The organism is Nonomuraea bangladeshensis (genome assembly GCF_039529455.1).
Taxonomy (GTDB): domain Bacteria; phylum Actinomycetota; class Actinomycetes; order Streptosporangiales; family Streptosporangiaceae; genus Nonomuraea; species Nonomuraea bangladeshensis.
Genome location: NZ_BAAAMV010000025.1, coordinates 22,494 through 34,727 on the forward strand (window position 1 = coordinate 22,494; position 12,234 = coordinate 34,727).

10 protein-coding genes are annotated in these 12,234 nt (G+C 72.3%); 9 read left to right on the plus strand and 1 reads right to left on the minus strand.

Translation table 11 applies throughout. The features are described from left to right. Positions 1-76: 76 nt before the first annotated feature. Genes ABD292_RS47785 through ABD292_RS47825 form a run of 9 tightly spaced genes read left to right on the plus strand, consistent with a single transcriptional unit; the run spans position 77 to position 10,768 of the window. A complete protein-coding gene (locus ABD292_RS47785; RefSeq protein WP_344219958.1) occupies positions 77-1,450 on the plus strand; it encodes an extracellular solute-binding protein in 1,374 nt (457 codons plus the stop codon). Continuing rightward, positions 1,425-2,360, plus strand: coding sequence for a carbohydrate ABC transporter permease (locus ABD292_RS47790; protein WP_344219960.1), 936 nt, complete (start codon positions 1,425-1,427; stop codon positions 2,358-2,360). The genes ABD292_RS47785 and ABD292_RS47790 overlap by 26 nt, the downstream gene beginning before the upstream one ends. Continuing rightward, entirely contained in the window at positions 2,357-3,178 is an 822-nt protein-coding gene (locus ABD292_RS47795; protein WP_091093518.1) for a carbohydrate ABC transporter permease, read from the plus strand. Before ABD292_RS47790 ends, ABD292_RS47795 begins: the two co-directional genes overlap by 4 nt. Then, on the plus strand, positions 3,178-4,245 hold the full coding sequence (locus tag ABD292_RS47800; protein ID WP_344219963.1) for an ABC transporter ATP-binding protein: 1,068 nt from the start codon (positions 3,178-3,180) through the stop codon (positions 4,243-4,245). Before ABD292_RS47795 ends, ABD292_RS47800 begins: the two co-directional genes overlap by 1 nt. After that, entirely contained in the window at positions 4,242-5,420 is a 1,179-nt protein-coding gene (locus ABD292_RS47805) for a CehA/McbA family metallohydrolase (RefSeq protein ID WP_344219965.1), read from the plus strand. Before ABD292_RS47800 ends, ABD292_RS47805 begins: the two co-directional genes overlap by 4 nt. Next, on the plus strand, positions 5,411-6,310 hold the full coding sequence (locus ABD292_RS47810) for a TIM barrel protein (protein WP_344219967.1): 900 nt from the start codon (positions 5,411-5,413) through the stop codon (positions 6,308-6,310). The genes ABD292_RS47805 and ABD292_RS47810 overlap by 10 nt, the downstream gene beginning before the upstream one ends. Continuing rightward, a complete protein-coding gene (locus tag ABD292_RS47815) occupies positions 6,307-7,380 on the plus strand; it encodes a Gfo/Idh/MocA family protein (protein WP_344219969.1) in 1,074 nt (357 codons plus the stop codon). The genes ABD292_RS47810 and ABD292_RS47815 overlap by 4 nt, the downstream gene beginning before the upstream one ends. Then, the gene (locus ABD292_RS47820; protein ID WP_344219971.1) at positions 7,377-10,130 is read left to right on the plus strand and encodes a glycoside hydrolase family 38 N-terminal domain-containing protein; all 2,754 of its coding nucleotides are present in this window, start codon (positions 7,377-7,379) and stop codon (positions 10,128-10,130) included. Before ABD292_RS47815 ends, ABD292_RS47820 begins: the two co-directional genes overlap by 4 nt. Before the next feature lie 35 nt (positions 10,131-10,165). Beyond that, on the plus strand, positions 10,166-10,768 hold the full coding sequence (locus ABD292_RS47825) for a hypothetical protein (protein WP_344219973.1): 603 nt from the start codon (positions 10,166-10,168) through the stop codon (positions 10,766-10,768). Here the strand turns inward: ABD292_RS47825 and ABD292_RS47830 are convergent. Continuing rightward, on the minus strand, positions 10,700-12,184 hold the full coding sequence (locus ABD292_RS47830) for a PucR family transcriptional regulator (RefSeq protein WP_344219975.1): 1,485 nt from the start codon (positions 12,182-12,184) through the stop codon (positions 10,700-10,702). The genes ABD292_RS47825 and ABD292_RS47830 overlap by 69 nt on opposite strands. Positions 12,185-12,234 lie beyond the last annotated feature (50 nt).

Genomic DNA, 12,234 nt, shown 5'->3' on the forward strand with positions numbered 1-12,234 from the left:
TACGTCATCTGCATGTCATGACATATTGGCTTTCGGCCCACCTCCTCAAGGAACGTGTCGGAGGGTTTGCATGGCAATGCGGAAGTTCGCTGTGGTCATAGCCGCGGCCGGCCTCGGGCTCGCCGCCTGCGGCCAGTCCTCGGGTGGCGGCAGCGGCGACACCATAGAGTTGACGATCGCCCAGAACGCCATCGCCGGCGGCAAGAACGCGGCGGCGGCGAAGTTCGTGGCCGACTGGGTGATCCCCAAGTTCGAGGCCGCCCAGAAGGCCAAGGGGAAGGACGTCAAGGTCAAGTTCGTCCCCAGCGGCGTCGACGACGAGCAGTACAAGACCAAGCTCTCCCTCGACCTCAAGTCGGGCAAGGGCGCGGACGTGATCGACATCGACGGCATCTGGGCCGGCGAGTTCGCCCAGGCCGGCTACATCAAGCCGCTGGCCGACGTGGTGGGCCCCGAGGCCGAGAGCTGGGACGGCTGGGCGCAGATCCCCGAGTCGGTGCAGGGGCTGGCCACGTACGAGGGCAAGAAGTACGCCCTCCCGGTCGGCACCGACGGCCGTGTCCTCTACTTCAACAAGACGCTGTTCCAGAAGGCGGGCCTGCCCGCCGACTGGCAGCCGAAGAGCTGGCAGGAGATCCTCGACGCCGGCACCAAGCTCAAGTCCTCCGGCGTGCCGGTGCCGATCCAGATCAACGCCGGCACCGCGATGGGCGAGGCCACCTCGATGCAGGGCGTGCTGCCGCTGCTCGCCGGCGCGGGCGGCCAGGTCGAGCAGGACGGCAAGTGGACCGGCGCCGCGCAGCCGCTCAAGGACGCGCTCGGCCTCTACCAGAAGATCTACGGCGGCGGCCTCGGCGACCCCAAGCTCCAGCAGGAGGCCAAGGGCCGCGACAAGTCGTTCCAGCAGTTCGCCGAGGGCAAGGTCGGCATCCTCATGGAGGGCGACTACTTCTGGCGCGGGGTGGTCAACCCCGCCACCGGAGTCGCTCCCATGAAGGACCGCGACCAGAACGTCGGCTACGCGCTGATCCCCGCCATCGAGCCCGGCAAGGGCATTCGCGGCCAGGACTTCGTCAGCATGTCCGGCGGCGCGCTGCGCACGGTCAACCCCAACAGCAAGCACCCGAAGGAAGCCTTCGAGCTGCTGGCCTTCACGCTCTCCCCTGAGGCGCTGAAGGAGGAGACCAAGGACGGCAACGTGCGTATCACCCCGCGCACCGACGTCAACAAGGAGATCCTGGCCGGGCAGCCGCTGCTGACGTTCATCTCGGAGAAGGTGCTGCCGCTGACGGCCTACCGGCCGCCGGTCGCGGTCTACCCGCAGGTGTCGGTGGCGCTCCAGGAGGCCACCGCCGCGGTCGTCGGCGGCACCACGCCCGACCAGGCGGCGGCCGACTACCAGAAGAAGCTCGAAGGAATCGTCGGTGGCGCAGGCAATATCGCCTCCTGAGGTCATCGAGGGCGACCCGTCAGGCCGCCGCGGCGGATACAGCTCCGACGCGGCGGGCCTCGGCCGGCTCCGCGCGGGGGCCTTCGTGACCCCCGCACTCCTGCTGATCGCGGCGTTCCTCGTCTTCCCCGCGCTCTGGGTGCTCTACCTGGGGCTGACCAACTACCGCCTGACCGGCGCCGCGGCGGCCGAGCCGCAGTTCGTGGGGCTGGACAACTTCCTGGACGCGGTCGCCAACCCGACGTTCTGGAACTCCACCTGGCTCACCGTGCAGTTCGTGCTCGGCTCGGCCGTCATCGGCCAGGTCGTGCTCGGCTTCACCATCGCCTGGGCGCTGCGCGACCGGCGCGGGCCGCTCAAGCGGCTGGTCGAGGGCCTGGTCATCCTGGCCTGGATCCTGCCCAGCGCCGTGGTGTCGTTCCTGTGGGTGGCGCTGCTCGATCGCGACGGCGGCACGCTCAACGCGCTGCTCGGCATCCCCGGATTCGCCTGGCTGCTCGACCACCCGATGTTGTCGATCATCATCTTCAACACCTGGCGCGGCACGGCGTTCTCGATGATGTTGTACGGCGCAGCCCTCGGCAACGTCCCGCCCTCGCACCTGGAGAGCGCCCGGCTCGCCGGGGCCTCCGGCTGGCAGCAGCTCCGCGACGTGGTCTTCCCGCACATCCGCGGCCACATCCTGACGAACCTGCTGCTGATCAGCCTGTGGACGTTCAACGACTTCAGCCCGTTCCTGCTCACGGCGGGCGGACCCGACGGCCGGTCCGAGGTGCTGGCCGTGCACGTCTACAAGGTCGCGCTGCAGAGCGGCGAGCTGGGCTACGGGGCCGCGGTCTCCACGATCATCCTGCTCATCAACCTGGTCGTGGCGGTGTTCTACCTGCGGCTGCTGAGGAGCAAGAAATGACGCCCCGCTTCGTCCTCGGCCGGATCGGCTTCTACACGCTGATCGCGGTGCTGCTGGCGTTCTTCACGATCCCGCTGCTGTGGCTGGTGACCGCGCCGTTCACCTCCGACCCCACCTACGAGGTGCGGATGCCGGACTTCACCTGGGAGAACTTCCAGGCGGTCCTGGAGCATCCGTACGCGCTGCCGTCGCTGTGGAACTCGCTGGTGCTGTCGGTGGGGACGGCGCTGCTGGTCGTGGTGATGGCGGCGCTGGCGGCGTACGCGCTGAGCCGGGTGCGGCTGCCGGGGCGCGACGCGCTGCTGTACGCGCTGCTGCTGCTGTCGTCGATCATCACCGGGACCGCGGCCATGGTGCCGCTGTTCCAGCTCGCCGTGGAGCTCAACCTCATCGACTCGCAGCTCGGGCTGATCCTCATCCTGACCGGCGGGCTGCTGCCGGCGGCGATCTTTATGCTCAAGGACTTCATGGACTCCACGCCGAAGTCGTACGAGGAGTCCGCCCGGGTCTTCGGGGCCTCGCCGCTGCAGATCGTGCGGCATGTGGTCGTCCCCCTCGTACGGCCGGGGCTGGCGACCATCGCCGTGTGGTCGATCGCCAACGTGTGGGGGAACTTCCTCATGCCGTACCTGCTGCTGAGCGACGTGGAGAAGCAGCCGGCGGCGGTGATCACGTACACGCTGTACACCGAGGGCGGGCAGGCCAACCTGCGCATGCTGTCCACGTTCGGGCTGCTCTACTCGGTCCCCGTGGTGCTCATGTACCTGTTCGTCAGCAAGAAATACGGCTTCCGCTTCCACGGAGGGATCAAGCGCTAATGGCCGCCATCGAACTACGCGGGCTGACGAAGGTCTACCCGGGCGGAGTGAAAGCGCTCGACGCGCTCGACCTGGTCATCCCCGACGGCGAGTTCTTCGCGCTGCTCGGGCCCTCCGGTTGCGGCAAGACCACGCTGCTGCGCACGATCGCCGGGCTGGAGGCCGCCTCCGGCGGGTCCGTCCTGATCGGCGAGCGCGACGTCACCGGCACCCAGCCGGGCGGACGCGACGTGGCCATGGTCTTCCAGGACTACGCGCTGTTCCCGCACATGGACGTCACCGACAACATCGCCTACCCGTTGCGGATCAAGAAGGTCGACAAGGCCACGCGCCGCGACAAGGCCGCCGAGGTCGGGGCGCGGCTCGGGCTGGAGCACCTGATGGACCGGCGGCCCGGCCAGCTCTCCGGCGGCCAGCAGCAGCGCGTCGCGCTGGCGCGGGTCATGGCCACGCAGGCGCAGGCGTTCCTGTTCGACGAGCCGCTGTCCAACCTGGACGCCCGGCTGCGGCTGGAGGCGCGTACGTTCCTGAAGAAGCTGCAGCGCGAGCTCGGCGTCACCACCGTCTTCGTCACCCACGACCAGGCCGAGGCGCTCGCCATGGCCGACCGGATGGCCGTCATGGAAGCGGGGCACATCCGGCAGATCGGCACGCCGGCCGAGGTGTTCCGGCGGCCGGCCAACACGTTCGTGGCCGGTTTCATCGGCTCCACTCCGATGAACCTGCTCGACGGGCTGGTCCGAGGTGACACGCTGGAGGTGGCAGGCTGCAAGGTGGCCGTCCCCGCCCTGGCGGAGGGCCGGCTGAGCGACGGAGAGAAGATCGTGTACGGCGTCCGCCCCGAGTACATGACCTACTCGGACGAGCCCGCGGAGGGCGGAATGGGCGGGAAGGTGGCCATCGTGGAGAACCTCGGCGCCTCCCACCTGGTGACGCTCGACGTCAACGACGTGATCGTGCAGGCCGTCGTGCCCGAGGGCAGCGAGCCCGCCGTCGGCGACGACGGCTACGCCGTGCCCCGGCGCGACCGCGCGCTGGTCTACCGGGACGGGGAGCTGGTGTCATGAGAGGCCACTGGAGTCTGGACGACCGCCTGGAGCGGATCCTGCGCGAGGTGCCCTTCGAGGTCCCGCCCGGCACCGCGGCCGTCACCGTCCGGCTGTCGTACGACCGCGCGCAGGGCGTGCTCGACCTGGGCTGCGGCGCCCCCGGCGGCTTCCGTGGCTGGTCGGGTGGCGCGCGTGACACGTACACGATCACCCCGTCCTGGGCCACCCCCGGCTACCTGCCCGGCGAGCCCGAGCCGGGCACCTGGCACGTGTGGCTGCGGCTGCACCGCATCCCGCCGCAGGGCCTCGACTTCACCCTGGAGATCGAGACCTCCGGCACGGTCCCGCCCGAGCCGGCCGCCGAGGAGCCGCCGCACGGCGAGCGCCCGCCGCGGCGCGACATCCCCGCCGTGGACGGCCTGCGCTGGCACGCCGGCGACTTCCACGCCCACACCGTGCACAGCGACGGCGCGCTCAGCATCGCCGAGCTGGCCGAGCTGGCCCACGGGCGCGGGCTCGACTTCCTGGCCGTCACCGACCACAACACCGTGAGCCACCACCCCTGGCTGGCCAAGGCCGGCCGCGGCATCACGCTCATCCCCGGTCAGGAGGTCACCACCGACCGCGGCCACGCCAACGTCTTCGGCGACGTCGGCTGGGTCGACTTCCGCGAGCCCGCCGACTCCTGGGCCGAGCACGCCGAACGGGCCGGCGGCATCATGTCGGTCAACCACCCGCTCGGCGGCGACTGCGCCTGGCTGCTGCCGCTCGACCGGCGCACCCGGCACGCCGAGGTGTGGCACTCGGGCTGGTGGGACCGCCGATGGGGCGCCCCGATCGCCTGGGCGCAGTCCTGGCGCGACGACGTGATCGCGATCGGCGGCAGCGACTTCCACCGCCCCGGCTCCGACGGGCTGCCCGGCGAGCCCACGACCTGGGTGCTGGCCGAGGACCCCGGCACCGTGCTCGACGGGGTGCGCGCCGGGCGCGTGGCGATCAGTGCGGGTCCTGACGGGCCGCTGCTGCTGCGGCTGGGCGACGAACTGCTGGCGCTGGACGCCGACGGGCTGGTCCTGGTCCGGCCCTCCGGCGAGCGTCAGGTGATCCGCGGTGACCGGGTGCTGGTGCGCGGCATGGACGGGCCGCACCGGCTGGAGACGTACGAGAACGAGGTGATGGGGCTGTGTCACTAGTCAAGGTCGCGAACGCGCCGGTGAGCTTCGGGGTGTTCGAGCTGAGCGACGCGCCGCCGCCGCTCGGGCCGGACACCATGGTCCAGGCGCTGGCCGAGGCCGGGTACGAAGGCATCGACTCGGGCCCGATCGGCTACCTGGGCGCCGGCTCCGAGCTGGCCGACCGGCTCGCCGGCAACGGGATGCTGCTCGCGGGCGGCTGGGTCGACCTGCGTTACGGCGACGCCGAGGCGTACGCGGGGCAACTGCCCGCGCTGGAGGCCGCGCTGGACGTCTTCGCCGCCGCGCCCCCCGCGCCCGACGGCTTCGCGCCCCGGCCCACGCTGGCCTGCTCGGGCTCGGCGGAGCGGTTCGCGCGGCCCGGCGGGAGCGTTCCAGGGCTCGCGGCGGGGGAGTGGCCGGCCTACGCCGCCCGCGTCCAGGAGGCCACCGACCGCTGCCGCGAGCGCGGCCTCGAACCCGTCTTCCACCACCACCTCGGCACCTACGTCGAGACGCCCGACGACGTCGAGCGGCTGCTGGAGCTGACCGACGTCCAGCTCTGCCTGGACACCGGCCACCTGCTGCTGGCCGGCGGCGACCCCGTGACCGCGCTGCGCGCCTGGGCCGGCCGGGTCGGCCACGTGCACATCAAGGACGGCGACACCAAGATCCTGGCCGCCGCCCTCGCCGACGGCGTGGACCTGCGCGAGCTCATGGGCCGCGGCGGCTTTGCTCCGCTCGGCGAGGGCGAGCTCGACCTGCCCGGCGTCGTGCGCACGCTGGCCGAGATCGGCTACTCGGGCTGGGTCGTCATCGAGCAGGACACCCTGCCGGGCCGGCGCACCGTCGAGCAGAACATCGCCGACCAGGCCGTCAACCGCCGCAAGCTGAAGGAACTGGGACTGTGAGAATCGCGCTCATCGGATGCGGCGCCGTCACGCAGGCGGTGTACGTGCCGCTGCTGTCCAGGCGCCGCGACCTGTTCGAGGTGACCGCCGTCTGCGACCTGTCGCGCACGCTGGCCGACGCCGTCGGCGACCGGCTCGGCGCCCCCGGCCGCCACACCGCGCTGGAGGACATGCTCGACGCCGGCGGCTTCGAGGCCGTGCTCGTGCTCGCCTCGGGCTCCCACGGCGAGACCGTGCGCCGCGCGCTCGCCGCCGGCTACGCCGTGCTGTGCGAGAAGCCGCTCGCGCTCACCCGCGCCGAGGTGGCCGCGCTGCCCGAGGGGCGGCTCATGGTCGGCTACATGAAGCAGTACGACCCCGCCGTGCGCCGGGCCGAGGAACTGCTGGCCGAGCTGGGCGGCCCCGCGGCGATCCGCGCCGTCGAGGTGACCGTGCTGCACCCGAGCGGGGAGTCGCAGCTCGCCTTCGCCAACCTCACCCAGGCCCGCGACGTGGACGCCGGGCTCCTCGACTCGCTGCGGGCCGCCGAGCGCGAGCTGACGATCCGCGCGGTGGGCGAGTCCGAGCCGGTGCGCAGCCTGTACGGCATCTCACTCGGCTCGATCTGCCACGACCTGTCGCTGCTGCGCAGGTTCACCGGCTCGCCGGCCGAGATCTCGCACGTCGAGACCTGGGGGCCCGCGCCCGGCTCGGTGGAGATCTCCGGCGCGCTGCCCGTACGGGGGCGTTTCTCCATCCGCTGGCACTACCTGGAGGACTACCCCGCCTACCGGGAGACGGTGGCCATCCACCACGACACCGGCACGCTGGAGCTGGTCTTCCCCGCGCCCTACCTGATGAACGCCCCCACCACGCTCACCGTCGTGTCGGGGGCCGAGAGCCGCAACGAGTACCGCGACGTCACCGAGGCGTTCGAGGTGCAGCTCGCCGCCTTCCACGCCTTCGTCAGCGATGGCAAGCCGCCGCTCACCGACGCCGGCGGCGCGCTGGAGGACATCGTCACCGCGCAGCGCATCGCCGCGCGTTACGCCGAGCAGCATGGTCTGCCGATCGGAGGAGAGGCCGCGTGAGCGCGGAGATCGTGCCTACGGAGATCGTCGTCGTCCCGCACACCCACTGGGATCGCGAGTGGTACGAGCCGTTCCAGCGTTTCCGGCTGCGCCTGGTGGCGCTGCTGGACGAGGTGCTCGACACGATGGAGCGCGAGCCCGGCTACCACTTCACCCTCGACGGCCAGCTCGCCTGCGTGGACGACTACCTGGAGGTGCGGCCGGAGAACCGCGACAGGATCGCCGCCCTCGTCGAGTCGGGACGGCTGGCGATCGGGCCGTGGCAGATCCTGCTGGACGAGTTCCTGTGCTCGGGCGAGAACATCGTCCGCAACCTCGAACTCGGCATGGACCGGGCCGACAAGCTGGGCGGCGCGATGCCGGTCGGCTACCTGCCCGACATGTTCGGGCACACCGCCCAGATGCCGCAGATCCTGCGCAAGGCCGGGCTGCTGCACGCGTGCGTCTACCGGGGCGTGCCGTCCGCCGTCACCACCGACGCCTTCGCCTGGGTCGCCCCCGACGGCACCGCCATCCGCACCCAGTACCTCCCGGCCGGCGGCTACGGCAACGGCGCCCACCTGTTCCACGACCCCGACGGGCTGGCCGAGCGGGCGGCGACGTTCGTCACCACCATGCGCCGCTGGCACGGGCCCGAGGGGTCGCTGCTGGCGATGTACGGCACCGACCACTCCGCGCCGGTGCGCGGCCTGCCCGAGATGGTGGCCGCGATCGGGGCACGCATGGACACCTTGTCCGGCTATGTCGGGGCGTACTCCGGCGACGTGACGGGCCTGCCCGCCGTGCCCGGCGAGCTCCGCTCCCACGCCCGCGCCAACATCCTGCCCGGCGTCATCTCCATCCGCCCCCACATCAAGCAGGCCATGGGCCGCGCCGAGCGCATGGTCGAGCGCTACGCCGAGCCGTTCGCCGCGCTCTGGGGCGGCGAATGGCCCGGCCGCTTCCTCGACATGGCCTGGTGGCGGCTCGTGGACGCCAGCGGCCACGACTCGGTGACCGGCTGCGGCGTGGACGAGACCGCCCAGCAGGTGGCCGCCCGCATCGCCGAGGCCGAACACCTCGGCCAGGCCGTACGCGACATGGTGACCGCCCGCCTCGCCGCCACCGTGCCGGCGGAGGGCATCCTCGTGGTCAACCCCACCCCCGCCGCCCGCACCGGCGTCGTGCTCCTGGACGTCGCCGGCCTCGACCCCCTGGTGGACCCCTCCGGCGCGGTCGTCCCGGTCCAGCCCCTGGAGTACGCCCCCACGCTGCTGCTCGACGAGGAGATGGACCCCGCCACGGCCCTCACCTTCGTCCACGGCACCGAGCTGTACGGCCAGCACATCACCGGCTGGTCCGTCGAGGACGGCGTGCTCACCTTCACCGTGGCCCGCACCACCACGCTCGCCTTCGACGTCGCCGAGCTGCGCGACGCCCTCGACGGCGTCACCCGCGTCCGTATCGTCGCCGAGACCCGCCGCACGGTCGCCGCCCAGGTCCAGGTCCCGCCGCTCGGCCACACCAGCGTGCGCACGGTGCCGCACGCCCAGCTGTTCACCGCGCCCGCTCCCACGGAGGACGACGAGACCGCCACCCACGACCCGGCCTGCTGGCTCGCCTCCGACGTCAGCCCCCTCCCGGCGCGCGCCGACGAGGACTTCCTCGACAACGGGCTGGTCCGCGTCACCTTCGGTGCCGACGGCACGCTCACGCTCGTCGGCGCGGACGGCACCACCATCACGGGCGCGGGCCGCATCGTGGACGGCGGCGACGTCGGCGACACCTACAACTACGCGCCGCCCGCCCACGACCTGCTCGTCTCCGAGCCGGTCGCGGTCGAGACCGAGCTCATCCACTCGGGGCCGCTGGTGGCCGTGGTGGAGGTGCGGAGGACGTACGAGTGGCCGGCCGCCGGCGACGGCCTCGCCGAGACCCCCGAGCTCCCGGCCAGGTCGCGGACCACCCGCACGGAGCGGACCGTCGTCACCACCCGGGTCGAGCTCCGCTCCGGCGAGCCCTTCGTCCGGCTTCGGCTCGACTTCGACAACCGCTGCGACGACCACCGCGTCCGCTTCCACGTGCCCCTGCCCGAGCCGGCCACGGAGTCCCACGCCGAAGGCCAGTTCGCGGTCGTCACCCGCGGCCTGACCGCCGAGGCCGGCTGCGGCGAGACCCCGCTGCCCACCTTCCCCGCCTCCTCCTGGGTCGCCGCGGGCGGCGCCGCCGTGCTGCTGGAGCACGTCACCGAGTACGAGCTGACCGGCGACGGCGAGCTCGCCCTGACCCTGCTCCGCTCGGCCGGCTACCTCTCACGCAACCGCAACGCCCTCCGCCCCGAGCCCGCAGGCCCTCAGCTCCCGACCCCGGCCGCGCAGTCGCGCGGGCTGCGCTCGCTCAACCTCGCCCTGATGCCGTGCGCGTCCTGGCGGCAGGCGCCGCCCGCCGCCGAGGTCTTCCGCCACGACCTGGTCACCGTCGCGGGCGCCGGCGACCCGTCACTGCCGCTGCCGGCGGCGGCGTACGGGCTGTCGGTGACGGGCGAAGGGGTGACCATGACGTCGCTGCGGATGCGCGACGACTGGCACGAGCTGCGCGTCGTCGCCCTCACCCCGGACGCCACCGAGGCGGTCGTCGCGGGCGGCCTCACCGAGGCCCGCCACGCCGACCTCCGCGGCCGCCCCGGAGACTCCCTGCCGGTGACCGGCGGCGAGCTCCGCCTCCCCCTGAAGCCCTGGGAGATCGCCACCATCCAGTTCCGCAAACTCTGAGTAATGAATCGAACGCGAGTAGTAATGTCTGTGGCATGGTCACGTCGCAACACGAGGGTCTGACCAAGGTCGCGACCTTCGAACCGGATCACACCCGACATATGCTGCTCGCACTGTTCGACCTGCCCATTCCGAAGTCGGGCGAGGGCCGCCTCGCCTCGCCCGACCTCTCGGAGGCCGACCCGGCCGTGTGCCGGGCCGACGGCGCCCTGCTCTACGGCGATGGGGAGGACAAGTTCGGCATCATCGCCGAGAACGCCTGTCGCGATCCTGCGACGTACTGGCTCGAGCAGATGCGGAAGCAGACGTATCCCTACCAGCGCCTCTTCGTCTCGGAGATGCGCGAACAGGCCGAGGCCGTCGTCGAGCAGCTGGAAGACCGTGGGCTGCCGGTGCCCGACGACGTCCGGGCCCGGATCCTGGACTGCATCGACCCGGTCATTCTTGAGCTGTGGCTCAAGACGGTCAACGACGTCAGGGCGGCGGAGGATCTTCTCGTGGGCCAGCGTCTGTTCCTGGAACTGGAGGAGGCCGAGCGATTGAAGAGGAAACGCCTGGAGGCCGAGTTCCTAGCCGAAGAGGCCGAGTTGGCGGGCGGCGCGGAGGGCGAGCCAGACCTCGGCGAAGGCGCCGCTTGACGAGAGGTCGCGGCCGGTGAGCGCGGCGAAGCGGCGCAGCCGGTAGGACAGCGTGTTGGGGTGGATGTGCAGGGCCGCGGCGGCGTCGTCCGTGTGCCGGTTGTGCTCCATCCACACCCGTACGGTCGCCAGCAGCCGCGAGTCGTGGGCGGCGTCGTAGGCCACCACCTCGCCGAGCACGTGGTCCACCAGGGCGCGCAGGGTCGCCGGGTCGTCGGGGAGCCAGCGGCCCGTGGTGTCCTCGCCGTAGTGGACCAGGGGCTTGCCGGATTCGGCGGCGTGCGAGGCGGCCCAGACGGCCTCGCGGTGCGGCAGGCGCAGTGACGCGCCGGCCGGGAACGGGCGGCTCGCCCCGGCGCGGGCGTCCGGGACGGTGGCGACGGCGGGGCCGGCCGCGGGCGGCCCCAGCACATAGTGGTCCTCGCCCCGGCGCAGCATCAGATGGGGCAGCTCGTCCAGGGCGCGGCGCAGCGCGTCGTCGGGTGCGTCGCGGACGACCAGCAGGACCAGGTCGGCGTCGAGGCCGAGGCGGGTCAGGCGGCGGCGGGCGGCCGGCGGGTCCAGCACGTCCTGGAGCAGCTCGGCCAGCGTCTCGGCGCCCTCGCGGCGGAGCGTCTCGCGTTCGTTGCGGGCCATCGCCACCTGCAGCGCCGCCACCGTGGCGATGTGCTGGACGACGGCGAGCCCGGCCGGGCGGGCGCCCTCGCGTTCGAAGGCGACGAGGAAACCGGCGGGTCCGCCCGGGGCGGAGACCGGCAGGGCGAAGCCGCCGGGGATGGTGGGCGGCGCGTCAGGCTCGGCGGGCAGGACGTCCAGGCTGGGCGGCACCGGCACCCCCTTGAGCAGCGGCCGGCCCTGCGGCGTGCACAGGTGGACGTCGTAGCCGGACAGCCGTTCGAGGCGTTTGAAGAGAGTCGCGGTGTCGAGGTCTTCGGCGGCGAGCCAGCGCAGCGCGCCGAAGACCTGGAGCTGCGCGCCCAGGCGGTGGTTCGCGTCCTCCTGCAGCGCCGCCGCCACCTCCTGCGAGATCGCGATGAACGGCACCGCCAGCGGCACCTCCAGCACCGGGATGCCGCGCTCCTCGGCCGCCTCGAAGAAGGCCGGGTGCAGCGGCGGCACGTGGAGCCCGGCGGACAGGGCGAGTGCGGAGACGCCGGCGTCGTCGAGGCGGCGCAGGTAGGCGCGCTGCCGGGCGGCCGAGCGGGGCAGGCCGAGCCCGGTCGTCAGGATGACCTCGGCGCCGAGCAGCCAGGGCGTCGGGTCGTCGAGCTCGCTGACGTGTGCCCAGGACACCGACCGGGACAGCCCCGCCTCGCCGGCCAGCAGCCGGAGCTGCAGGGCGGGCGAGCGGAGGAGGTCCTCGACGGTGATCTTGTGGTCCGGACGTTCCGGGACCGGGCGTTTGTGTTCCGGCACAACACACACCGTATTACTTCGTGCCCACTACAATTGCCGCAGGTCAGAGG

Bases quoted from the DNA above. Each gene is read 5' to 3' on its own strand.
- ABD292_RS47785 (WP_344219958.1), top strand. From the start codon at position 77: ATGCGGAAGTTCGCTGTGGTCATAGCCGCGGCCGGCCTCGGGCTCGCC.
- ABD292_RS47795 (WP_091093518.1), top strand. From the start codon at position 2,357: ATGACGCCCCGCTTCGTCCTCGGCCGGATCGGCTTCTACACGCTGATC.
- ABD292_RS47800 (WP_344219963.1), top strand. From the start codon at position 3,178: ATGGCCGCCATCGAACTACGCGGGCTGACGAAGGTCTACCCGGGCGGA.
- ABD292_RS47805 (WP_344219965.1), top strand. From the start codon at position 4,242: ATGAGAGGCCACTGGAGTCTGGACGACCGCCTGGAGCGGATCCTGCGC.
- ABD292_RS47825 (WP_344219973.1), top strand. From the start codon at position 10,166: ATGGTCACGTCGCAACACGAGGGTCTGACCAAGGTCGCGACCTTCGAA.